Genomic DNA, 23,337 nt, shown 5'->3' on the forward strand with positions numbered 1-23,337 from the left:
ACCCCCCCCCCCCCCCCCCGGGGGGCCGCACCGGCCCCCCGGTCAGCCCCCGCGGGGGCCCGTGCCCGCGCAATCCGCGTGGCACGGGCCCTCTCGCGGTCACTCCGAGGTCGCCGGCTCCACCGGGCCACCGCTGTCGCGCGCGTGACCGTCAACGCCGCGCCGACCACGGATCTCACGAAGCTGCTCGCCGCCACCGCGACCGCGGTCACCCCTACGCCGGTCAGGTTGATCGAACGTGCCTGCTGTGCCGGGCTGTCGGGGTTGAAGAAGCGCGAGTCCCGATCGCCCCGGCTGATTTCGCCTTTGGTGACCGCTCCGGCGGCGACCCCGATGTCGAGGTGCTGGGCGCTCGACCGGGCGGCCGCCAAGTGCTTCGCGTCGATGAAGAACCCCTTCGCGGTGGCCGCTCGCTTGCCACCGGTGAGCCGCAGCGTGAAGGTGCCGAGCACCGGGATCGGGAAGACGGCGGACTGGCAGAGCCCCTGGATCGTGGCGGACTCGAACCCCGTCACCATGACCGGCACCGGGTCGTGCTCGCGGGTGAGGTCCACCGTGCCGTACAGGCTGAAGCCTTCACCGCGGAGCTCGTCGGCGGAGAGCTTGAACTCCTCCCCGGAGATGAGGAACGACGCGGCGAGCGCGTTCTGGGCCACCCCGGCCACGAGGGCCGCGGTGGCCGCGAGGCACGGCAGCAGGATGACGGCGAAGCGCTTCCAGCGGGTCCTGCCGAAGCGTTGCGACATGCCGCCCCTCCCCGACGTGGACCATGGCCCCGGGTGCCGTGCGACCGACCGGGAGTGGGCGCACGGGACACCGCACCGACTGCCCGAGATCGAAGAAGACCGAACACGGCCGATCATGCGATGCAGGAAATGGCTCCGCAAACCATTCGCGACCACATTGACGACCATGTCGCCGCACATCACTCCGCGGCCCATCGGCCACGGCACAGGAGCTCGCCACACGCGGCCTCTTGTTTGAGTCCAACCAAAAGATTTGACATTTTTTTGCCAAAAAAATCGCCGAGCTGACCGCCAGTTGCGATATTCTCATGCTTTTTTAAATCTTCAATTTTTCCCGGATTATGCTTGCCGATCCCAGGGGCTCGGATTGACGATGGTTTGAGGGGGAATCGTAGGAAGGTTTGATCATGGGACTCCTTGAGAACTTCCGCACCCTCGGCAGGTTTGACGACCACGGTGGCGGCGGCGGCTACGGCGGCGGCTACGGCGGCGGCGGCTACGACGACTTCGGCGACCACGGCGGCGGCTACGGCGGCGGCTATGGCGGCGGCTACGACGACTTCGGCGACCACGGCGGCGGCGGCTACGGCGGCGGCGGCTACGGCGGCGGCGGCTACGGCGGCGGTTACGGCGGCGGCGGCGACTGGGGTTACTGACATCCGCAGTAGCCGGACACTTGCAATCCGTTGCGACAGCAGGCCGGGCATGCTTCGTGCCCGGCCTGCCTGTCGCCCCGACCGGTCCGTCCGGCCCGCGCCACCCGGCGGGTTCCGGGCTCGGGGCGGGGTTCAGCGGGGTGACCGGTGCCGGGCAGCAAGCGGGAAGACCGTGAGATGACGCGAAAGCGGACTCTGCGAAAGGCTCTGCGAGGGCTGCTCGTCGTCGAGAGTTCCGACGCCCTGGTCGCCGCCGCACCGCCGGTCCCGCTCCGGGAGGTCTTCCGGCGCTTCTGGCCCTACACCAAGGGCGGCCGCCACTGGCTGGTGGTGCTGCTGGTCCTGGTCGTGGTGGGCCCGGCGGTCGAGGCAGCGGAGATCCTGCTGTTCAAGATCGTGATCGACGACATGCTCATCCCGCACAGGCTGAGCCTGTTCCTGCCGGTCGCCCTCGCCTACGCCGGGCTGGCCCTGCTCTCCGGAGCGCTGACCTTCGCCCGCAGGGTGACCTCCACCTGGGTCAGCGAGCGCTTCCTGCTCATCCTGCGATCGGACGTCTTCCGGCACGTCCAGGGCCTGTCACTGGGCTTCTTCGAGCGGCGGCAGCTCGGCGACGTGCTGTCCCGGGTGACCGGCGACGTCGACGCGGTCGAGACCTTCCTGCTCTCCGGGATCGTCACCGCGCTCGGCCAGGTGGCGCGGCTGGGCATCTTCGTCGGTCTCCTGCTGGCGCTGCGCTGGGACCTGACGCTGACCGCACTGGTCGCCGCGCCGCTGTTCTTCTTCACCGCCCGCCGCTTCGCCAAGCTGATCCGGGCGGCCTCACGCGAACGCCGCCGGCGCGGCGGTTCGATCAGCGCGGTCACCGAGGAGTCGCTCGGCAACATCGCACTCGTCCAGGCGTACAACCGCCAGGGCTGGGAGCACGCCAGGTTTCAGCGCGAGAGCGTCGGCCGGTACCACGCCGCGATGGCCTCGACCCGGATCGGAGCGCTCTACGGACCTACGGTCGAGTTCATCGAGCTGCTCGGCGGCCTGGCGGTGATGGGCCTCGGGACCTGGGAGCTGGTCCGTGGCCGGCTCACCCTCGGCGGCCTGATGGTCTTCCTCGCACTGCTGAGCCAGCTCTACGGCCCGATCCGGGGCATGTCCGGGCTCGGCAACACCTTCTACAGCGCTTCCGCCGCCGCCGAGCGGATCATCGAACTACTCGACCAGCGCCCGCAGGTCGCCGCCCCCGCGAGCCCGAGGGCGATCGGCCGGGCCCACGGTGGCATCGAGTTCGACGACGTGACCTTCAGCTACCCGGAGGCGGCGACGCCCGCGCTGTCCGGGGTGTCCTTCACGGTGGCGCCGGGGAAGACGCTGGCCCTGGTCGGCGCCAGCGGCGCGGGGAAGTCCACCGTCGCCAAGCTGCTGCTCCGCTTCTACGACCCGACCGCCGGCGCCGTCCGGCTCGACGGTGTCGATCTGCGCGAGCTGTCGCTCACCGAGCTGCGCGAGAACGTCGCCGTGGTCCTGCAGGAGACCCTGGTCTTCCACGGCACCGTCCGGGAGAACATCGCGTACGGGCGCCCGGAGGCGACCGAGGCCGAGATCCTGGCGGCCGCCAGGGCGGCGGACGCCCACGGGTTCGTCAGCCTGCTGCCCGACGGCTACGACACCGTGGTCGGCCAGCGCGGACGACTTCTCTCCGGCGGCCAGCGTCAGCGTCTGGCCATCGCCCGCGCGATGATCCGGGACGCACCCGTCCTCGTCCTGGACGAACCCACCACCGGCCTGGACGCCGAGTCGGCCCGGCGGATCATGGGCCCGCTGCGTGTGCTGATGGCCGGCCGCACGACGATCATCATCTCGCACAACCTGCTCACGGTCCGCGACGCCGACCAGATCGTCCTGCTCGAACAAGGCCGGCTCGCCGGCCACGGCACCCATGAGGAACTCCTCGCCCGCAGCCCCGCCTACGCCGGCCTCCACCGGCTCCACCACCCATGGGCCGAGTCGGTGAAGATCGTCCCCTGAGCCTCTGCCCGCTGCATCGACGGCCGCGCCACGCGCCGGTGCGACAGCCCGTCACGGGCACTGCGGGCGCCATTCGAAGAGCAGGATGGTCGCGTCGTCCCGCAGGCGATTGCGCTGGTGGTCGAGGATGGCGTGGATGAGCAGCCGCAGCACCTCGGCCGGGCGCTGGCCCGCGGCCGAGGAGCGGATGATGAAGTCGGTGAACTGGTCGAGGCCGAACTCCGCACCGTCCGTGTCGCGTGCCTCCACGACGCCGTCGGTGTAGAGCAGGACGCGGTCGCCCGGCTCCAGTGTCGTCTCGTGGACCTGCCGGGCTTCCGGGGCGAGGTGGCCGGCCAGACCGATCGGGGGCTGCGGGGGACTGTCCAGCGCTCCGTGGAGCACCCGCTTGGCGCGGATCAGCAGCGGCGGCGGGTGACCGCAGTTGACCCAGTGCAGCACCCCGGTCTCCGCGTCGAGCCGGCACAGCACGCCGGTGCAGAAGTGGTCGGGCAGCCAGTGGACGAGCGCCTGGTCGACGGAGCCGACGACGTCGGCCGGGGCACCGCCGGCGCGGCGCGCGTTGCGCGCCGCCGCCATGGCGACCGACGTGGTCAGGCCGGCGGTCAGATCGTGCCCCATGGAGTCGAGGATCATGGTGTGCAGCACGTTCTTGACCACCGAGTGGTCGAAGGCGTCGCCGGCGACGTCGTACGCCGGTTCCAGGACCGCGGTCGAGACGCACCTGCTGCTGCCGATGGTCTGGGGCGGCAGGAAGGCCCGCAGCATCTCGGCGGGCAACCCCATGGTCGCGGTGCGGGCGAGGGAGGCGAGCCAGTCGCTGTAGGTGCGCTTGGAGGTGATCACCATGGCGAACAGATGGGCCAGCATCCGGCTGCGGCGCATCCGCACCCCGTCGAGCGCGGCCGTCCGCACCGCCAGCACACCCAGCCGCTCCGCACCGTCGACCAGCGGCAGCCAGACGATCACGCCGCCGTCGTCGGCTGCCACCTGCGGGGAGACCCTGCGGTACGCCCAGCCGGCCCGCGAACGGTCCACCGGCAGCGGCTCCGAGGCCTCGTCGAGCGGGACGAGCAGCCGTTGTTGCAGGTCGACGAGGTAGATCAGCACGGTGTCCAGGCCGAGAGCCGCGGCGCACCGGTTCGCCAGGGCGGGCAGTTCGACCGGCAGGGCCGTCTGCGCCTCGATGATCAGCTCTTCCAGCCGATTCTCGTCGACGACGGTGTCGGGACCGGCGGACGCGTGCGGTGGGTCCGACACGGGGATCACCCCTCCCTGCCCAGTCTCACACCGATCACGGCCTCTCTCACATCAGGCGTGATCGCGCCGGGCGCGGCCGTGGCGGCACCCGGCCGAGACGACATCGGCCGCCGGTGCGCGAACCGATCACACGGCCGGCCGAACGTCCTCCGGTTCGCCCGCGCCCGCGCGGTCCCCTGCGGACACGCCGACGGGCGGGGGGGGGGGGGGCGGGGGGGGGCGGCCCCCCCCCCCGGGGGGGGGCGGGGGGGGGGGGGGGGCCCCCCCCCGCCCGCCGGCGGGGGGGGGGGGGGCCTCAACCCAACCCCCGGGGCCGCCGCCCGGCGCGGGGGCCCCCCGCCCCGGGGGGCCCCGGCCCCCCCCCGCGGGGGGGGGGGGGGCGGGGGGGCCCCCCCCCCCCCCACGGCCGTGCACGGGGCCGGTCTCAGTCGTGCGGCACGACCGCGACCGGGCTGTGCGCGTGGTGGAGGACGGCGTGGGCGACGGAGCCCAGCCAGGGCGCGGCCGGGTGGAGCCTGGGCCGGCGGCGCCCCACCACCGTCAGGCAGGCGCTCCTGGAGGCCTCGACCAGCGCCCGCCCGGCCGACCAGGCGGTGAGCTCGGCCTGCACCCGGACCTCCGGGTGCTTCTCCCGCCAGGGAGCCAGGGCCTCCTGGAGCCGCATCAGCTCCCCGGCTTCCAACGCCTCGCGGACCTCCGGCTGGTAGACCACGCCCTCGGCCGAGTACGGCCCCGCGGGCACCTTCTGGCTCTCCAGCACGCGTAGCGTCGCACCCCGTGCCGCGGCCTGTTCGAAGGCGAAGGCGATGACGTCCGGGCAGGCCTGGTCGCTGTCCAGCCCGAGCACCACGTCTTCGGCGCCGCCGTCCTGCCCCTCGGCCCCGGCACGGACCACCACGACGGGGCAGTTCGCGTGGCCCACCACGCGCAGCGAGACGGAGCCGACCAGCAGCCCGGCGAAGCCTCCCAGGCCTCGCGAGCCGAGCACCAGCAGGTCGTTCCGGCCCCCGGCGGCGACCAGCGCGTCGGCCGGGTTCCCGGGCACGTGCTCGCAGGTCAGCTCCAGCCCGGGCAGCACGCTCGCGATGTGGTCCCGGGTGGCGAGCACCGACGGCGGCAGCGGCTCGTCACCGCGGTCGGCCTCCCCGGGCGCGGGCGAGCTCGCGTCCCCGGCGTGGAGCAGCCGCAGCGGCCTGCCGCTGCGGTACGCCTCCTGGGCGGCCCACTCGGCAGCGGCCGTGCTCGGCTCCGATCCGTCGACTCCGACCACTACGGCGTACGGCACGATGACGGCCCTCCCTGGTTCGACGGTCGCGGCATGGATGCCGGCGACCCGGTGTGCGATCCATGATTGCGGTCGCCGCAGGCCGGTCCCAGGGGCCGAGCAGCCCCAAGGACGGCCCGAAGGTCCCGGTCACGCCTCCGGGACGACGGCGACCGGGCAGAGCGCGTGGTGCAGGACGGCGTGGCCGACCGGGCCGAGCGCGCCGACCAGGAGCACGGGCCGCCTGCCCAGCACCAGCAGTCGGGCCTTGGCCGACGCCTCCACCAGCGCCGGGCCCGCTCCCACGCCTGTGCTCTCCGGGACGGCCTCGACCTCGGGATGGGCGGCCTGCCACGGTGCGAGGACACGGGCGAGGAGTCCGTCCTCGTCGTCCGACGCGCCGGTGGCCGAGGCGTGCACGACCCGCAGCGGCAGTCCGTGGCGGTGTGCGGCGGCGAAGGCGAACTCCAGGGCCGCCTCGGCGGGTCGGCGGGCGTCCAGCCCGAGCACGATCTGCTCGCGCGGATCCGGGCCCGGCGGGTCCACCGGCAGCACCACGGTCGGGCAGCCGGCCCGGGCGGCCAGGTGCAGGGCGGTGGACCCGACCCGCAGGTCCGGGAAGCCGCCGGCACCGCGGGCGGCGACGACGAGCAGTTCGGCGTCCTCCCCCGCGGCCAGCAGCGCCGTGGGGGCGAGGTCGTGGACCTCGTCGGAGCGGATCTCCAACCGGGGGTACCGCACCGCCAGGACGTGGCAGACCTCGTGCAACAGGGCATCAGGGTCCGGCCGGCGCCCGGCGGGCCGGCCGGGGAGCAGCTGGGGCGTCAGCGGCAGGGCGTGCAGGACGCGCAGCGCGCGGCCGAGCAGCAGCGCCTCGCGGGCGGCCCAGTCGGCGGCGGCCAGGCTGGGGTCGGAGCCGTCGACTCCGACGGCGACGGGTAGGTCCACGGTGCTGGTCTCCTGACGGTCGGCCCCCTGGTTGCACGTCAGCCCTACCAGGTCCAGTCGGTGATCTCGGGCAGGTCGGTGCCGTGCTCGCGGATCCAGTCGTGGTGGCGGGTGCGCCGGTCGGCCATCTCCTGGCGCAGGGCGGCGGCCCGGACGGCGAGGCCGGGCACCCGGTCGATGACGTCCATGACGAGCCGGTAGCGGTCGAGGTCGTTGCGGACCACCATGTCGAAGGGCGTCGTGGTGGTGCCCGACTCCTTGTACCCGCGCACGTGCAGGTGGGGGTGGACGGCGCGCCGGTAGGCGAGGCGGTGGATCAGCCACGGGTAGCCGTGGTAGGCGAAGATCACCGGCCGGTCGCGGCTGAACAGGGCGTCGAACTCCGCGTCGGGCATGCCGTGCGGGTGCTCCTCGGCGGGCATCAGCCGGGCCAGGTCGACCACGCTGACCACTCGGACGGCCAGGTCGGGCAGGTGGCGGCGGAGCAGCTGGGCGGCCGCGAGGACCTCCTGGGTGGGGACGTCCCCGGCGCAGGCGAGCACGACGTCGGGCTCTCGGCTGCCGTCCTCGGTGCCGGCCCACTCCCAGATCCCGGCGCCCCGGGCACAGTGGGTGCGGGCCTGGTCGAGGGTGAGCCAGTCGAAGCAGGGCTGCTTGCCGGCGACCACGACGTTGACGTAGTCGCGGCTGCGCAGGACGTGGTCGGCGATGGCGAGCAGGGTGTTGGCGTCCGGCGGGAAGTAGACCCGGACGGCTTCGGGGCTCTTGTTGAGGACGTGGTCGACGAAGCCGGGGTCCTGGTGCGAGAAGCCGTTGTGGTCCTGGCGCCAGACGTGGGAGGTGAGCAGGTAGTTGAGCGAGGCGATGGGGGCGCGCCAGGGCAGGGCCCGGGTGGTGCGCAGCCACTTGATGTGCTGGTTGACCATGGAGTCGACGATGTGGACGAAGGCCTCGTAGCAGGAGAACAGCCCGTGGCGGCCGGTGAGGAGGTAGCCCTCCAGCCAGCCCTGGCAGGTGTGTTCGGAGAGGATCTCCATCACCCGGCCGTCGGGGGCGAGGTGTTCGTCGACGGGCAGGGTCTGCGCCTGCCAGGCCTTGCCGGTGGCCGCGTAGACGGCCTGGAGCCGGTTGGAAGCGGTCTCGTCCGGGCCGACCAGGCGGAAGTCTCGGCGCTCGGCGGTGTCCGCCATCAGTTGTTCGAGCAGGTCGCCGAGGACCCGGGTGGGTTCGTGCAGAGTGGCGCCGGGCTTGTCGACGGGCACGGCGAAGCGCTCCAGCGGCGGCATCGGCAGGTCGCGCAGCAGTAGACCGCCGTTGGCGTGCGGGTTCGTCCCGAGGCGGCGGTCGCCCTCGGGGACGCAGGCCAGCACCTCGGCGCTGGGCCGGCCCTGCTCGTCGAAGAGTTCCTCGGGCCGGTAGGAGCGCAGCCACGCCTCCAGCTGGGCGAGGTGGGCGGGGTTGTCCCGCACCTGGTCCAGCGGCACCTGGTGAGCCCGCCAGGTGCCTTCCACCGGCACTCCGTCGACCTCCGCGGGGCCGGTCCAGCCCTTGGGGGTGCGCAGTACGATCAGCGGCCACTGCGGGCGCTGGGTAGCGCCCTCGGCACGGGCCTCGTGCTGGAGGGCGGCGATCCGGTCCAGTGCGGTGTCCATGGCCTCGGCCATGGCCCGGTGGACGGTGAGCGGGTCCTCGCCGGTGACGTACAGCGGGAGGTGGCCGTATCCGCGCAGGAGCGCGTCGAGTTCCGCCTCGGGCAGCCGGGCCAGCACGGTCGGGTTGGCGATCTTGTAGCCGTTGAGGTGCAGGATCGGCAGGACGGCGCCGTCGTGCACCGGGTCGAGGAACTTGTTGCCGTGCCAGGAGGCCGCGAGCGGTCCGGTCTCGGCCTCGCCGTCGCCGATGACGCAGGTGACCAGCAGGCCGGGGTTGTCGAAGGCGGCGCCGTAGGCGTGCGACAGCGCGTAGCCGAGTTCACCGCCCTCGTGGATGGAACCCGGTGTCTCGGGGGCGACGTGGCTGGGCACGCCGCCGGGGAAGGAGAACTGCCGGAACAACCGGGCCATGCCGTCCGCGTCCCGGGTGACGCTCGGGTAGGTCTCGGTGTAGCTGCCGTCGAGCCAGGAGTTCGCCAGCACGGCGGGCCCGCCGTGCCCCGGCCCCCAGACGCAGACCGCGTCCAGGTCGCGGGCCCTGACCACCCGGTCGAGGTGGGTGTGGACCAGGTTCAGGCCGGGCGAGGTGCCCCAGTGGCCCAGCAGGCGGGGCTTGATGTGCTCCGGGCGCAGCGGCTCGCGCAGCAGCGGGTTGGCCATCAGGTAGATCTGGCCCGCCGACAGGTAGTTGGCGGCCCTCCAGTGGGCGTCGAGCGCGCGGACCTCCTCCTCGGAGGGTCCACCGGGAGCCGGACTGGGGGTGACGGACATGGCTGGGCTCTCCTCAGGTCTGTCGGAACCGCCGACGGTGGGCGTACCCAATCCTCCCCCCTCGGCCGAGGCCCCCGCAGGGCCGAACAGGCCACACCGGCGAGCCGCGAGGGGTCGATGGTCCCGCTGCCCACGGCCTTCACCCGAACGGCCCGGCACACCGGCCCGCCCCGGCCGAAAGCGGGGGCGGGCCCGATGCCTCCCTCGGCCGGGACATTGGTCCCTGGAGTCCCGTCGGCCCCCGGCGTGAGACTGGCCCGACCACACCGCCGGAGCCCGGCACCGTTGGCTCCTTGCCGGTTCGGTGGGGGGTCGTTCGGCGTGGGGGCACCGGGCGGGATCTACTGCTCGGTCGGTCCGAGGTCGGCGCGGTCCGTCAGTTCCACGGTCCGGCCTGCCGCGGCGTGCAGTTCCAGCACGGTGACCTCGTTGCGGCCGGGTCGCAGCACCGGCGCCGGCACGTAGAGGGTGCGTTGCGGGCCCCGGGACCAGTAGCGGCCGAGCGCGAAGCCGTTGATCCAGGCGTGCCCCTTGGTGAAGCCGCCGAGTGCGAGGAAGGTGTCGGCGGGACGGTCGATCTCGACCCATCCGCGGTGGAGGGCCGGCCCGACGGGGGGCGGCGCTGCGGGGGTGAACTCCAGGGCGTCCAGGTCCGGCCCCTCCAGGGGCAGGGGTCGGCTGTACCAGCCGTGCAGGGCCTTCCCGTTGGCGCTGATCTCGCCGAGCAGGCCCTTGCGGTCGTGGATTCCGGGCCCGTAGTTGACCCGGCCCTGGTTCTCCACCAGGACCTCCAGCCGCGCTGCGGCCCGGGGGACGGTGAAGGCGAGGGCGTGTTCCCGGTTCTCCCGTTCCAGGACGCCGACCGGCTGCCCGTCGACGAAGAACTGGGCGCGGTCACGGACCTGCTCCACGTGCAGCACGCACGGCCCCGGGGAGGGGAGTTCGGTCCGGTAGAGGACGAAGCCGAAGGACTGGCCGAGCTGCTCCATGGTCAGCGGCCGGTCGGCGGCGACGGCCGGGCCGAGGGCGTCGGCCTGCTCCAGCAGGCTCGCGGTGTGGGTGAGGTGGACACTGCCGGCGGCGAGTTTGGGCTGCGGTCGGGGCGGCGGGGCGGCGGGGACCGGTGCGTACCTGGCGATCACCTCGCGGAAGGCCGCGTACTTGGGGCCCGGGTCGCCGGCCTCGTCGAGGGGGGCGTCGTAGTCGTAGGAGGTGGCGGTGGGCCGGTAGGCGCCCTTGTCGTTGGCGCCGTTGGTGAAACCGAAGTTGGTGCCGCCGTGGAACATGTACAGGTTCACCGAGGCTCCGGTGGCGAGCAGCCGGTCCAGCTCGTCGGCGGCCTCCTGCGCGCTGCGGGTCACGTGGGCGGAGCCCCAGCGGTCGAACCAGCCGATCCAGAACTCGGCGCACATCAGGGGGCCTTCGGGCTGGTGGGTGCGCAGTTCGGCGAGGCCGGCCTCGGCGCGGCTGCCGAAGTTCGCGGTGCGCAGGACGCCGTCCAGGCCGCCGCGTGCCAGGTCGGCGGGTTGGTCGCTGGTGAACAGCGGGGTGTCGGCGCCGTGTCGGCGCAGCAGTGCGGCGAGTTCGGCGAGGTAGGCGGTGTCGTCGCCGTAGGCGCCGTACTCGTTCTCCAGCTGCATGGCGATGACCGGGCCGCCCTTGCCGGCCAGGTGTGGTTCGACGGCGGTGAGCAGCGCGCCGAGGTACTCGTCGACGGCGGCGAGGAAGCGCGGGTCGCGGCTGCGCAGGGCGATGCCGTCCTCGGCGAGCAGCCAGGCGGGCAGGCCGCCGCCGTCCCATTCGGCGCAGATGTAGGGGCCCGGGCGGAGCAGGACGTGGAGGTTCTCGGCGGCGCAGAGGTCGAGGAAGCGGGGCAGGTCGAGACCCGCGTCCAGGCGGAACTCGCCGCGCCGGGGTGCGTGCAGGTTCCAGGGGACGTAGGTCTCGACCGTGTTCAGTCCCATCAGGCGTGCCTTGCGGAGCCGGTCGGCCCACTGCTCGGGGTGGATGCGGAAGTAGTGCAGTCCGCCCGAGATGATGCGGAACGGTCGGTTGTCGAGACGGAATCCGTCTGCGGCGATCTCCAGGGGCATGGCCTGGCTCTCCTCAGGTGACGGCGGGGTGGCGGTGCGTCAGGCGAGCGGTCGGCAGAGCAGGGCGTCGGGCACGCCGTGCTCGTTGTAGCGCCAGGTGTCGGCGACGCCGGCGATGTACTCGTTGTCGGCGCACTGGCCCTTGTAGTAGCCGGGCGCCCAGTCGCTCGCGGTGGAGCCGGCGCCGGCGGGGCGGTTGTCGCCGTGGTCGAACCACGCGACGCGGCCGGTGGTGGGCAGGGTGGCGGCGGAGGGGGCGCACAGCAGGGCGGTCATCGAGTTCGTCCGCTCGCTGTAGCCGATCGCGTAGTACTGGTCGGGGCACTGGAGTTTGTCGTAGCCCGGCGCCCAGTCGCCCTGTGCGGTGTTGGTCCAGCCGGTGACGGTGACGTAGGCGCCGGCCTTGGCGGGGGGCTGGGCGCTGTCGGTGCACAGGCCGCGGCCGTCGCTGCGGCCGAGGCCGATCAGGCGCTGGGTGTCGGGGCAGACGCCCTTGCGGCTGCCGACGCTCCAGTCGGGCTGGGTGAGCATCCGGGCGGAGGTGATCTGGTCGCCGAAGTCGAGGTCGAGCATGTTCCAGCGCGGGGTGGGTGCGACGGGTCCGGTGAGGCCGGGCGCGTTGACGAGCTTGTTCCAGTCGGCGGCGCGCCAGTCGCCGGGGTCCTGCAGGCCGAGCCGGGTGCCGGTCGCGGTGTAGGAGAGCAGGGCCCAGCTGTCCTGGGGCTTGCCGGTGGCGTCGGCCCAGCCGACCAGGGGCCAGACGGCGAAGTCGGTGTCGTTCTTCACCAGGATGTCGGTGAAGGCGGTCCACCAGGCCTTTTCCTTGCTGTCGGTCTCGTCGCGGCCGGCGGCGCCGAACTCGCTGATCCACACGGGTGCGGTGAAGTGCTGGCCGGACTTGGTGACGAACAGGGCTTCCTGGTCGACGACCCGGGCGAGCTGCTCGGGGGTGAGGTCCTGGTAGCGCGGGTCGTGGGTGACGCCGGGGCCGCTGGTGGCGCCGGTGTTGGCGGGGCCGGTGTATGCGTAGAAGTGCGCGGCGTAGACCAGTTTGTCGGACCTGATCAGGGTGTTGGAGAGGTTGGCGACGGGGGTGAGCATCGGGCGGCCGTGGGGGGTGATGTCGGTCGGGATGCCCTGCCAGTTGATGCCCTCCATGACGACCAGCATGTCCGGGTCGGCCTGGAGGATGCGGTTGCCGGCCTCCTCGAAGGCGGCGTACTCGTCGTGGCTGTCGCCCCAGCCCCAGTTGGGATTGTCCCAGACGTCCCGGCGGACCTCGTTGCGCAGGTCGGCGCCGACCACCCGTTTGTCGTCCTTGTAGCGGTTGACCAGGAACAGCCAGTCGGCTTCCCACTGCTGGGTGCTCTGGCCGCTGTTCCAGCGCTCGTTGCCGTCCAGGCCGCAGCAGAACCGGTAGCTGGTGGTGTGGTTGTTGAGGATCACCGCGAAGCCGTCGGCGGTCAGCGCGGCGACGGCGGCGTCGTACACCTGGAGCGGGGTCAGGCCCTTGAGCTGGGGGTTGGCCGCGACGGCCGCGTCCGGTACGGGGGTGGTGTCGTGGATCACCGCGTTGGCGAACGGCAGCCGGACGGCGTTGAGGCCCAGGCTGTGGAAGCCGGTGAGGATCTCGCCGAGCGGGACCCGGTCCAGGCCGAGCGGGATGTTGTACGACACCTGGCCGGCCTGGTTGTTCGCCGGGTCGGTGGTGGAACCGCTGCCCTGCCAGGTGCCCTGCGCGCCGGCCCAGTTGCCGGCCTTCAGCTTGAACCGGTTGCCGCCGGCGTCGACGATGTAGCGGCCGCGGGTGCTGAGCGGTCCGGTCCAGGACGCCGCGAGCTGGGGGCCCGTCAGCGGGGTGGGCGCCGCGGTGGCGGCGGGCGAGGTGACGGCGGGCGAGGCGGTGGGCGAGGCGGCGGCGGGGCCGCTGCCGGCCAGCAGGCTCGCCGCGGCCATCACCAGGGGCAGCACGAGGGGCAGGGCGCGGCGGGCGGTTGCCCGGCCGGGGCCGGTTCGGTCGGCTCTCACGCGTGTTCTCCTTCGGGTGGGCAGGAGCGGGCGGGTCACGGGTCAGCCCTTGAGACCGGTGGTGGCGATGCCTTCGACGATGTGGCGCTGGGCCACCAGGAACATCGCGACCAGAGGGGCGATGGTCACCACGGCCCCGGCGAAGAGCCCGGGCAGGTTGATGGTCTGCGAGGTGAGGAACGTCGACAGCGCGATCTGGGCCGTCCAGGAGGACGGGTCCTGTCCGATGACCAGTGGCCACAGGAAGGCGTTCCAGCTGTCGATGAAGGCGAGCGCGCCGAGCGAGGCGAGCATCGCCCCGGAGCTCGGCAGCGCGATCCGGCGGTAGAGGCCGAGCCAGCCGAGGCCGTCCAGCCGGCCGGCCTCCTCGATCTCGGTGGGGAACTGCAGGTAGAAGTTGCGGAACAGCAGCACCGCGAACGGGTTGAACAGCCCCGGCGCGATCAGCCCCCACAGGGTGTTCACCCCGCCCATCGAGCCGACCACCACGAAGGTCGGCACGAAGGTCGCCGAGCCGGGGATCATCAGGGTGGCGACCACCAGGCCGAGCAGGATCCGGCGTCCGGGCACCGGGATCCGCGCGAGCGCGTAGCCGGCGGCGGAGGCCAGCAGCGTCGACACCGGCGCGGTGATTCCCGCGATCAGCAGCGAGTTGCCCAGCGCCTGGGCCATGTGGACGGTCGGGTCGCTGAACAGCGCGCCGAAGTTCTCCCAGTGCGCCTGCGCCGGCCACCAGGTCCAGTGCGGGGAGGTCAGGCTCCGGCTGTCCATCAGCGAGTTGCGCAGCATCAGGTAGAACGGGAGCAGGAACAGCACGGTGAGCAGGCCCACGAGCACGGCCCGCAGGACCGGCCGTACGCGTCGCAGGACGGTGTCCAAGGCGCTCACCCCTCGGCCTTGCCGAAGCCGGTGACCCGGCCCTGCACGAGTGTCACGCCGACGATCAGCGCGGTCAGCAGGAACGCCCCGGCCGAGCCGATCCCGTAGTTCTGGTCGCCCATCGCGGTGGTGTAGAGGTGGATCAGCGGGGTGCGGACGGGCATCGATCCGAGGCCCGACTGCCCGCTGTTGAACAGGTTGTAGAACTCGTCGAAGGCCTGGAACGCGGCGATGAACTGCAGCATCAGCACGGCCACCGAGGTGTTGCGCAGCATCGGCAGGGTGATCCGGCGCAGCAGCCGCAGCCCGGTCGCGCCGTCCAGCGCGGCGGCCTCGTGGACGTCCCGCGGGATGGCCTGCAGGCCGGCCAGGAAGAGCACCATGTAGAAGCCGACCTGGAGCCAGAGCCGCAGCGTGACCAGGACCACCCAGTACAGCGGTGGCGAGGTGGTCTGCAGCCAGGGCACGGGCTCCATGCCGAACCAGCCGCCGACGGTGTTGGCGATGCCCGCGGGCAGGGAGTTGAACAGGCACATCTTCCACAGCAGCGCACCGGCGACGTAGGAGACGGCGGCGGGGATGAGGAAGGCGGTGCGCACCAGGGCCCGGCCGCGGCGGATCCGGTGCACCAGCAGCGCGAGCCCGAGGGAGGCGGCGAAGGTGGTGGGGACGATGAACAGGGTGAACAGCAGGATCTGGGTGAGCGAGTCACGGAACGCCTGATCGCCCAGCAGGGTGCGGTAGTTGGCCAGCCCGACCCAGTGGCCGAGTCCGATGGTGCCGCGGGCGTCGCTGAGGCTGAGCAGGAAGCTCCAGCCGATCGCGACGTACTTGAACACGCCCAGCCCGATCAGCACGGGTGCGGTGAGCAGCGCGAACGCGCCCCAGGTGGCCGCGGTCGGACGGCTCCGGCGGGCCGCCGCACGGCGTCGGGCGCGACCGGGGCGCAGCGTGGTGTCCGGTGCGGAGGTCATGGTCAGCCGCGCTGCTTGTCGATCTCGCTCTGGGCCTGCCCGGCTGCGTCCCTGAGCAGGGCGGCCACCTCGCCCTGCCCGTTGAGGGCCTTGGTGGCGGCGGAGGTGAACGCGGCGGAGACCGCGGTGTTCCAGGTGCCGGGGTTGCGGCGGCCGTGGGCGGCGGCCAGCTCGACGGTCTGCTGGGCGGCGCCCTGGGAGAGCTTGTCGGTGCTCGCGGCGACCGACTTGCGCGCCGGGATGTGCAAGCCGTACGCCTGCGCGAAGTCCTTCTGCAGGTCGGTCTGCTGGATCCAAAGCCACTGGACGTACTTCTTGGCGGCCTCCACGTGCTTGCCCTTGGCGTTGACGCAGGCGGTCCAGCCGCCGACGCGCAGCACCGGGCTGCCGCCGGGCTTGAACGCGGGCCAGGGCAGCACCCCGAAGTCGTCCCCGAGTGCGGCCTGGACGGCCGGCATCGCCCACAGGCCGCACCACTGCATCGGGACAACGCCCTGGACCAGGGCGGAGGGGTCCCACCAGTCGGTGGTGAAGCCGAGCAGCAGGGACTTGTCGTCGTGCAGGCGTTTGAGGCCGGTCACCGCCTCGACGGCCTGCGGGGAGTCGAACGCCGCCTTGCCGTCGCCGGTCACCAGTTCGCCGCCGTTGGAGAGGATGGCGAGGAGCGGGCTGTCGCCGACCCCGTCGTTGCCGAGGAACAGGCCCTTGTTGTCGCCGGTGCTCAGCGCCTTGGCGGCGCCGGCCAGGGCGTCGAAGCTGTCGGGCGGGGTGAGGCCGGCCTTGGCCAGCGCGCTCTTGCGGTAGTAGAGCATCATCACGTCGTCGAGCATCTTGACGCCGTAGACCTTGCCGCCGACCGTCTCCTGGTCCAGGTTGCCCTGGTTGAAGTCCGCCCGGGTGTCCCCGTAGAGGTCGTCGAGGGCGGCGATCTGGCCGCGGACGGCGTAGCTGGCGGCGAAGTCGCCTATCTCGAAGGCGTCGGGGGCGGCGTCGGTCAGCAGGGTCGCGTTCAGCTTGCTGGCATAGTCGCCGGGGACCCAGGTGATCTTCACCGCGATGTCGGGGTTGGCCTTGGTGAACGCGGCGGCGTAGCGGGTGGCGGCCTGCTGGGTGCCGCTCTCGCCGTAGGCGTGGTACCAGACGTTCAGGGTGGTGGCCGCGCCGGAGGCGCCGCCGCCCGTCGGGTCGGTGGTGCAGGCGACGGCGGCGCCGGCGACGAAGAGCAGGGAGCCGCCGAGGAATCCCCGTCGGCTGAGCTGCGGTGTGGCTGCACTCATGGCGCATCCTCCTGGGTGGGGGGAGGGTGGATGGTTCCGGCCCGGCCGGTGCGCGCGTTCGGTGCCGGCTGCTGGGAACGGAGCTGGGCTGGTGGTCCGTCATCGGGCTGTGGTGGTGCGGCTCTCGTGGTGCGGCTGTGCGATGGGTCGTCCGGCGGGCGGCCGGCCCGGTCCTGGCGGTGGGGCTCGGTGGGGACGGTGGCCGGCGGAGCGTCAGGGCAGGAGGGCCTGGATGCCCACGACGGCGGCGCCGCGAGCCCATTCCTCCCAGGGGAGCGGACGGAGGATCAGTGGGCACTGGGCGGCCGCGCCGAAGCAGCGCGCGGCGTAGGAGTCCCTGATGTGCGTGTCGAAGAGGTCGTAGGTGTCGAGGCCTTCACCGGTGACCACGACCCGTTCGGGGCCGATCAGGCTGACCAGTGTGGCGATGCCGACGCCGATCGCCCGCCCGGCCCGGGCGAAGGCGTCCCGCGCGACGGGATCGCCGGTGCGGGCTGCCTCCACGGCGGCGTCGAAGTCCAGGTCGGGTCGGGTGCTGTCGCGGCGGACGGCGCCCAGGACCGCGTCGGTGGAGGCGATCGCCTCGACGCAGCCGACGGATCCGCAGTGGCAGCGCGGCCCGGTCGGGTCAACGCTGATGTGCCCCAGTTCACCGGCCACCCCGTGTGCGCCGGCGATCAGTTGGCCGTTGACGACGAGTCCGGAACCGATGCCCGCGCCGATGGTGACCAGCGCGAAGTACTCGGTGCCGATGCCCTCGCCGAACCAGTGTTCGGCAGCGGTGAGGGCTTTGACGTCGTTCTCCACCGTGACCGTCAGGCCGGTCGACGCGGCCGCCAGTTCGGCCAGCGGCACGTCGCGCCAACCGGGGAGTACGGAGTACCGGACCCGGCCGGCGGCGCGGTCCACGTCCCCGGAGACCGCGATCCCGAGGTGCCGGGTGCGCGGGCGGTAGGCCGGGTCGGCGTCGAGCAGTTCGGCGACCAGCTCGGTGAGCAGCGCGCACACGGCCTCGGGGCCGCGGTCGCCGAGCGGGCGGCTCAGGGTGGTCCGGACCTGGGCGCGCAGGTCGCAGACGGCGCCGTACAGGGTGTCCGCGCTGATCTTGACGCCGACGAAGAACTCCCGGTCGGGGCTGACCGCGAGCGGGTTGACCGGGCGGCCGGCGCCCGGTGCGGTGCGCTCCGGGGGCAGTTCGTACAGGTAGCCGTCCTCGACCAGCGGCTTGGCGGCCTTGGTGACCGCGGTCGAGGACAGGCCGGTACGCCGGGCCAGCTCGACCCGGCTGAGCGGCCCTTCGGCCAACAGCAGGGCGAGGACGGCCGTTTCGGCCGGCGCGGAAACCAGCGGACGTGATGGATTCGGGAACACGGCGGCAACCTAGCGCCAAATAAATAACTTCGTCCAGTATTGATTTCGGTCACCGGGCGGCCCTACGCTCGGGCCCGCTTCCGTCCCCGACGCACCGCCGGGTACCGGGCACCGCCCTGCACGCCCGGGGCCGGCTCCCGCCCCGGCGCGTCCGCCGGGGTCGGCGGCGCGCACCCGCTCCGCGTCCCGACTACGTACCCCTGGGGACCTTCCGTGCCTGCCGTGCTCCCGCCCGTCTCCTTCGACCCGGCCCGCGGTGTCGCCGAACTCCGCACGCCGAACAGCCTCTACGCCCTGCGCGTCGACGCCGACGGCAGCCCCCGGCACCTGTACTGGGGCCCGCCGCTCGACCGCGCGGCCCTCGACACCCTGCCCGCGCCGCACTCCCCGGCCCGAAGCAGCTTCGAGGCCGAGGCCGCCGCCGACGAACTCGCCCCGCAGAGCGGCGCCCGCTTCGGCCCCGCCGGCCTCCAGGTCCGGTTCGCCGACGGCACCCGCGGCGCCCAGTGGCGCCCGGCCGACCACCGGATCACGGGCGGCGAACTACGGATCCTCCTGACGGACCGCCACTTCCCGCTCGCCGCCGAGCTCTGCTACCGCGTCCGCCCGGACAGCGACGTCATCGAACGCTGGACCGAGCTCCGGCACACCGGCGGCCCCGGTGACGGGCCGATCACCGTGGACCGGCTGGACTCCGCGTCCTGGGCCCTCCCCCCGCTGTCCGACTACCGGATCAGCCACCTGGTCGGCGGCTGGAACAGCGAGTTCCAGCTCCTGCGCGACCGCCTGCCGGTCGCCGAGACCGTCCTCACCAGCCGCCGCGGCCTCACCGGCCACCACGCCGGCCCCTGGCTCGCCCTCGACGACGGCAGCGCGACCGAGGAGCACGGCGAAGTCTGGAGCACCACCCTGGCCTGGAGCGGGAGTTGGCGCATCACCGTGCACCGCGATCCGGTCGGCCGGACCACCTGGACCGGCGGCTTCGGCCACGAGGGCCTCAGCTGGACCCTGCACCCCGGCGAGCGGCTGACCACGCCGATCTTCGCCGGACTCCACACCTCCCACGGCTTCGGCGCCGCCAGCCGCGCCTGGCACGACCACGTGCGCACCCACGTGCTGCCCGACGCCGCGCACGACCGGCCCGTCGTCTACAACTCCTGGGAAGCCACCCACTTCGACGTCGACCACCGCGGGCAGCTCCTCCTGGCCCGACGCGCCGCCGCTCTCGGCGCCGAACTCTTCGTCCTCGACGACGGCTGGTTCGGCGCCCGCCGGCACGACCGCGCCGGCCTCGGCGACTGGACACCCCACCCGGGCGCCTTCCCCGACGGCCTGCGCCCGCTCGCCGACGAGGTGCACCGCCTGGGCATGGCCTTCGGGCTCTGGGTCGAACCGGAGATGGTCAACCGCGACAGCGACCTGTACCGCGCCCACCCCGACTGGGTGGTCCACTCCCCCACCCGCACCGCCACCGAGCTGCGCCACCAACTGGTGCTGAACTTCGCCCGCCCCGAGGTCGAGGCCTGGGCGCTGCGCACACTGGACCGGCTGGTCCGGGACAACGGCGTCGACTGGCTCAAATGGGATGCCAACCGGGCCTTCACCGAGGCCGCCTGGCCCGGCCGGCCCGACCCCGACCGGCTCTGGATCGACCACACCCGCGCCGTCTACCGGATCATGGACCGGCTGCGCGCCGACCACCCGCACCTGCGGATCGAGGCCTGCGCCGGCGGCGGTGGCCGCGTCGACCTCGGCATCCTGGCCCGCACCGACCAGGCCTGGACCTCCGACAACACCGACCCCGTCGACCGGATCGCCATCCAGCACGGTTACAGCCAGCTCTTCCCCGCCGCAACCATGGCCGCATGGATCACCGACAGCCCGAACGGCGCCACCGGCCGCGCCACCCCGCTGCGCTTCCGCGCCCACGTCGCGATGGCCGGCGTCCTCGGCCTCGGCGGCGACCTGACCGCCTGGAGCGAGGACGAACTCGCCGAGGCCGCCGACCTGGTCGCCCGCTACAAGCGGATCCGGCCCCTGGTGCAGCGCGGCCGGCAGTACCGGCTGTCCGCCCCGGACGGCGTCACCGCCGTCCACTACGCCGCCGCGGACGGAGCCGAGCACGCCGTCCTCGTCTGGCGCCCCGCCACCCGGTTCGGCCACCAGCCCCCCGCGCTCCGCCTGCCCGCACTCGACGCACACACCGACTACCTCGATGCCGACACCGGCCGACGGTACAGCGGCGCCGTCCTGCGCCACCGCGGCATCGACCTCGACCTGCCTTCCGGCGACTATGCGAGCCGGCTCATCCACCTGCGCCGCCACCGCCCCTGACACGGCCCCGTACCGCCCACCGACCCGAGGAGCCCACCAGCCGTGCACCGCCCCTGCGTCATGGTCGTCGGCATCGACGGCGTCCGCCTCGACCTGCTGCCGCAGCTCGACACCCCCCACCTGGACGCCGTCACCCGAGCCGGCTTCCTCGCCCCCGTCGAGATCGACCAGGCCACCCCCACCATGTCCGGCCCGTGCTGGGCCACCGTCCTCACCGGCGTCGGCGTCACCAAGCACGGCGTGTGGAGCAACAGCCCCCGCGGGCACCGCCTGGACGCGTTCCCCGACTTCACCACCCGGCTGGCCGCCGACCACGGCCGCCGGACCTTCGCCGCCGGCGGCTGGGCCCCCATGTTCCTCGCCCAGCAGGGCGGCCCCCTGATCACCGCGCCGAGCCGCCTCAGCTACATCGCCCCCACCGCCGACACCCCGGCCGGCTGGGACGCCTGCGACCAGGCCGTCACCGCCGAAGCCGCCCGGATCATCGGCTCCGACGAAGACCTGGACGCCTGCTTCGTCTACCTCGGCGCCGTCGACGAGACCGCCCACTTCCACGGCTGCGGTCCCACGTACCGGCAGGCCGTGGAAACCGCCGACCGACGCCTGGGACAGCTCACCGCCGCCCTGCGCAGCCGGCCCGGCCGCGACCGCGAGGACTGGACCGTCATCGTCGTCACCGACCACGGCCACCGCGACGAGGGCGGCCACGGCGGCCACAGCCCCGAGGAACGCACCGCCTGGGTCGCCGCCTGCGGCCCCGGCCTGTCGGCGGCCACGCCGCCCGCCACCATCCGCCACGCCGACGTCGCCGCCCACGTCTACACCGCCGTCGGCCTTGCCCCCGACCCGCACTGGTCCCTGGACGGCACACCGCTCACCACCCCCTGAACCCGCACCGCACCGTCCTGTCCCGTCTCGTCTCGCCCCGTCTCGTCCCGGAAGAGCGGTGCCGGGGGCGCCCGCTGCGCCCCGCCGGCGTACGACGCCGGCCCGAAGTTATCCAGCCACGTTCGACCGGTGTTCTTCCGCCGGACAGCGGCGGCCGATACCTGTGTCCCCGCTCATGGTGAACAGCCATGGCACCCACCCTCACCAACGGACGAGGTACCCCCCATGCGACTGCGCTGGAACCCCCTCGGCGGGCTGCTCGCCACCCTTCCCCTTCTCGGCGCGCTGGTCGTCGCCGCTCCCACCTCCGCCGGTGCGGCGGGCAGCAGCGGCAACCTGATCGTCAACGGCGATGCGGAGGCCGGTGGTTACTGCACCGACGACTGGAGCGCCGCCGGCACTGTCCCCGGCTGGACGGTCCAGGCCGGCGGCGTCGACGTCATGTGCCACTCGGCGGGCTCCTTCGGCCTGCCGGGCGACGGCCGGAGCCCCGGCAGGGCCTTCTTCGGCCCCGGCAACTTCGGGGACGGCTCGATGTCGCAGACCGTCGACGTCTCCTCGGCGGCCGCCGCCATCGACGGCGGCGGAGTGCACTTCAACCTCTCCGGCTGGCTGGGCGGTTGGACCACCTACGGCGGCTACGCCGCGGTCAGCCTGCACTTCCAGGACGTCAGCGGCCGCCCGCTCGGCGCGACCGCCAAGCTGCCGACCGTCTCCGCCACCGACCGCGGCCTGGGCACCAAGTTCCTCTCCCGCAACGCCACCGGAACCGTCCCGTCCGGCACCCGGTCGATCCAGGTCGAGGTGCAGTTCCTCTCCACCACGAACGAGACCGGCTACCTGGACAACCTCTCACTCACCCTCGACACCCCGGTCGTCGCACCCGCGCCGCTGACGGCCCCCGTCCGCCGTGCCGGGCTACGACCACGTGTTCATGGTCATGATGGAGAACACGGACTACTCCCAGATCATGAACGACCCGACGGACACGCCGTACATCCACAGCCTGATGTCCCGGGGCGCCACCCTCACCGACTCCCACGGCGTCTACCACCCGAGCGACGAGAACTACCTCGCCATCGCCGGCGGTGACACCTACGCCAAGGGCGCCACCTACTGGCCCAACATCAACTCCCCCCAGCGCAACCTCGGCGACACCGTCGAGGACGCCGGCAAGACCTGGAAGGCCTACGAGCAGGGCATGGGCACACCCTGCAACACCAACAAGAACTACGACAGCTACTACATGCCCGACGACGCACCGTTCATCAACTACACCGACATCAGCGGCAATCCGACCCGCTGTGCGGCGCACCTCTTCGACACCTCGCAGCTGACCACCGACCTGGAGTCCGCGGCCACCACACCGAACTTCTCCTGGATCGCCGCCGACGACTACGACGACGGCGAGGCCTCCGGCAACGGCAGCGCCACCAGTCTGAAGACCCAGGACGGCTGGCTGCAGCAGACCCTCGCCCCCGTGCTGTCCTCCCCGGCCTGGACCCAGCAGCGCTCGCTCCTCATCCTGACGTGGGACGAGAGCCAGAACGAGGGCTACAACCACCTCGCCACCGTCGTCGTCGGCTCCCAGGGCACCGTCCCGGCCGGCACCAGCAGCCCGCTGCACTACGACCACTACAGCGTCGGCCGCACCATCGAGTCCGCCCTCGGCCTGCCCGGGCTGACCGGCAACGACACCTACGCCACACCGCTCAACGCCGCCTTCGCCCCCTCCGCGGCGACCGGACCGACGCTGACCGGCGACCTCACCGCGGTGGCCAACGGCGGCAACGTCACCCTCCGCCACACCCTGCCGAACGCCTCCCAGGCCGGCGCCAGGAACTGGGTCGGCATCTACCCGGCGGGCGTCACGCCCGGCTCCCGCTCCGCACTGACCTGGTCCTACACGCCCAACCAGAGCGGCGCCGTCACCTTCTCCACCGGCAAGCTGAACGGCGCAGGCAGCTACGACGCCTACTACCTGGCCGACGACGGCTACTCGGTGCTGGCCGGCCCGTTCCGACTGGCCATCGGCTGATCCCTCCTGGCACCGGCCGGGCCAGGCAGTTGCGCACCGCCACTGAGCCGGGCGCCAGCCGAGAGGCCGAGGCAGGAGGGCGGGCCGGCGGCCCGCCCTCCTGCCGTACGTGATCACTCAGCCGTGATCACGGTCC

General features: G+C 72.9%; 17 protein-coding genes. 6 read left to right on the top strand and 11 right to left on the bottom strand.

Features of this window, described 5'->3' with window-relative positions:
• Nucleotides 1–746, bottom strand: a 746-nt coding sequence (locus tag ACIRRH_RS10640) for a DUF6230 family protein (protein WP_403064745.1), incomplete at its 3' end; no start/stop codon positions are given.
• A 407-nt stretch (nucleotides 747–1,153) separates the two neighbouring features.
• Here ACIRRH_RS10640 and ACIRRH_RS10645 point away from each other — a divergent pair.
• Nucleotides 1,154–1,402, top strand: coding sequence for a hypothetical protein (locus tag ACIRRH_RS10645; protein ID WP_403064748.1), 249 nt, complete (start codon nucleotides 1,154–1,156; stop codon nucleotides 1,400–1,402).
• Between the two features lie 177 nt (nucleotides 1,403–1,579).
• Entirely contained in the window at nucleotides 1,580–3,424 is a 1,845-nt protein-coding gene (locus ACIRRH_RS10650; RefSeq protein WP_403064751.1) for an ABC transporter ATP-binding protein, read from the top strand.
• A gap of 51 nt (nucleotides 3,425–3,475) precedes the next feature.
• Here ACIRRH_RS10650 and ACIRRH_RS10655 read toward each other — a convergent pair whose 3' ends face one another.
• From ACIRRH_RS10655 to ACIRRH_RS10700, 10 genes are all read right to left on the bottom strand, one after another.
• Nucleotides 3,476–4,684, bottom strand: a complete 1,209-nt coding sequence (locus ACIRRH_RS10655; protein WP_403064754.1) for a PP2C family protein-serine/threonine phosphatase — start codon at nucleotides 4,682–4,684, stop codon at nucleotides 3,476–3,478.
• Between the two features lie 424 nt (nucleotides 4,685–5,108).
• On the bottom strand, nucleotides 5,109–5,969 hold the full coding sequence (locus ACIRRH_RS10660; protein ID WP_403064757.1) for a universal stress protein: 861 nt from the start codon (nucleotides 5,967–5,969) through the stop codon (nucleotides 5,109–5,111).
• 129 nt (nucleotides 5,970–6,098) lie between these two features.
• Nucleotides 6,099–6,896 (bottom strand): universal stress protein, encoded by a 798-nt coding sequence (locus ACIRRH_RS10665; RefSeq protein ID WP_403064760.1) that lies wholly within the window; start codon nucleotides 6,894–6,896, stop codon nucleotides 6,099–6,101.
• Between the two features lie 44 nt (nucleotides 6,897–6,940).
• A complete protein-coding gene (locus tag ACIRRH_RS10670) occupies nucleotides 6,941–9,319 on the bottom strand; it encodes a phosphoketolase (protein WP_403064763.1) in 2,379 nt (792 codons plus the stop codon).
• Between the two features lie 341 nt (nucleotides 9,320–9,660).
• Nucleotides 9,661–11,412 carry a beta-galactosidase family protein gene (locus ACIRRH_RS10675; RefSeq protein WP_403064766.1) on the bottom strand — a complete coding sequence of 584 codons (1,752 nt, stop codon included), beginning with the start codon at nucleotides 11,410–11,412 and terminating at the stop codon, nucleotides 9,661–9,663.
• Between the two features lie 39 nt (nucleotides 11,413–11,451).
• Nucleotides 11,452–13,368: a glycoside hydrolase family 5 protein gene (locus ACIRRH_RS10680; RefSeq protein ID WP_403065508.1), complete on the bottom strand. Its 1,917-nt coding sequence runs from the start codon at nucleotides 13,366–13,368 to the stop codon at nucleotides 11,452–11,454.
• Nucleotides 13,369–13,482: 114 nt separating this feature from the next.
• Nucleotides 13,483–14,319 carry a carbohydrate ABC transporter permease gene (locus tag ACIRRH_RS10685; RefSeq protein WP_403064769.1) on the bottom strand — a complete coding sequence of 279 codons (837 nt, stop codon included), beginning with the start codon at nucleotides 14,317–14,319 and terminating at the stop codon, nucleotides 13,483–13,485.
• 5 nt (nucleotides 14,320–14,324) lie between these two features.
• Nucleotides 14,325–15,293, bottom strand: a complete 969-nt coding sequence (locus ACIRRH_RS10690; RefSeq protein ID WP_403064772.1) for a carbohydrate ABC transporter permease — start codon at nucleotides 15,291–15,293, stop codon at nucleotides 14,325–14,327.
• 2 nt (nucleotides 15,294–15,295) lie between these two features.
• Nucleotides 15,296–16,570 (bottom strand): ABC transporter substrate-binding protein, encoded by a 1,275-nt coding sequence (locus ACIRRH_RS10695; RefSeq protein ID WP_403064774.1) that lies wholly within the window; start codon nucleotides 16,568–16,570, stop codon nucleotides 15,296–15,298.
• A 213-nt stretch (nucleotides 16,571–16,783) separates the two neighbouring features.
• Complete coding sequence (locus ACIRRH_RS10700) at nucleotides 16,784–17,941, bottom strand: ROK family protein (RefSeq protein WP_403064777.1); 1,158 nt, start codon at nucleotides 17,939–17,941, stop codon at nucleotides 16,784–16,786.
• Between the two features lie 213 nt (nucleotides 17,942–18,154).
• Between ACIRRH_RS10700 and ACIRRH_RS10705 the strand changes: the two genes are divergently transcribed.
• From ACIRRH_RS10705 to ACIRRH_RS10720, 4 genes are all read left to right on the top strand, one after another.
• Nucleotides 18,155–20,275, top strand: a complete 2,121-nt coding sequence (locus ACIRRH_RS10705; protein WP_403064780.1) for an alpha-galactosidase — start codon at nucleotides 18,155–18,157, stop codon at nucleotides 20,273–20,275.
• A gap of 42 nt (nucleotides 20,276–20,317) precedes the next feature.
• Nucleotides 20,318–21,163, top strand: a complete 846-nt coding sequence (locus ACIRRH_RS10710; RefSeq protein WP_403064783.1) for an alkaline phosphatase family protein — start codon at nucleotides 20,318–20,320, stop codon at nucleotides 21,161–21,163.
• 225 nt (nucleotides 21,164–21,388) lie between these two features.
• Nucleotides 21,389–22,255: a hypothetical protein gene (locus ACIRRH_RS10715; protein ID WP_403064786.1), complete on the top strand. Its 867-nt coding sequence runs from the start codon at nucleotides 21,389–21,391 to the stop codon at nucleotides 22,253–22,255.
• Nucleotides 22,173–23,201: an alkaline phosphatase family protein gene (locus ACIRRH_RS10720; protein WP_403065511.1), complete on the top strand. Its 1,029-nt coding sequence runs from the start codon at nucleotides 22,173–22,175 to the stop codon at nucleotides 23,199–23,201. Before ACIRRH_RS10715 ends, ACIRRH_RS10720 begins: the two co-directional genes overlap by 83 nt.
• Nucleotides 23,202–23,337 lie beyond the last annotated feature (136 nt).

Origin of the sequence: Kitasatospora sp. NPDC101235 (assembly GCF_044767505.1) — a bacterium.
In the GTDB taxonomy this organism is placed as follows: domain Bacteria; phylum Actinomycetota; class Actinomycetes; order Streptomycetales; family Streptomycetaceae; genus Kitasatospora.

Bases quoted from the DNA above. Each gene is read 5' to 3' on its own strand.
- ACIRRH_RS10715 (WP_403064786.1), top strand. From the start codon at position 21,389: ATGCGACTGCGCTGGAACCCCCTCGGCGGGCTGCTCGCCACCCTTCCC.
- ACIRRH_RS10645 (WP_403064748.1), top strand. From the start codon at position 1,154: ATGGGACTCCTTGAGAACTTCCGCACCCTCGGCAGGTTTGACGACCAC.
- ACIRRH_RS10675 (WP_403064766.1), bottom strand. From the start codon at position 11,412: ATGCCCCTGGAGATCGCCGCAGACGGATTCCGTCTCGACAACCGACCG.
- ACIRRH_RS10650 (WP_403064751.1), top strand. From the start codon at position 1,580: ATGACGCGAAAGCGGACTCTGCGAAAGGCTCTGCGAGGGCTGCTCGTC.
- ACIRRH_RS10680 (WP_403065508.1), bottom strand. From the start codon at position 13,368: ATGGCCGCGGCGAGCCTGCTGGCCGGCAGCGGCCCCGCCGCCGCCTCG.
- ACIRRH_RS10670 (WP_403064763.1), bottom strand. From the start codon at position 9,319: ATGTCCGTCACCCCCAGTCCGGCTCCCGGTGGACCCTCCGAGGAGGAG.
- ACIRRH_RS10695 (WP_403064774.1), bottom strand. From the start codon at position 16,570: ATGAGTGCAGCCACACCGCAGCTCAGCCGACGGGGATTCCTCGGCGGC.
- ACIRRH_RS10690 (WP_403064772.1), bottom strand. From the start codon at position 15,293: ATGACCTCCGCACCGGACACCACGCTGCGCCCCGGTCGCGCCCGACGC.
- ACIRRH_RS10720 (WP_403065511.1), top strand. From the start codon at position 22,173: ATGTCCCGGGGCGCCACCCTCACCGACTCCCACGGCGTCTACCACCCG.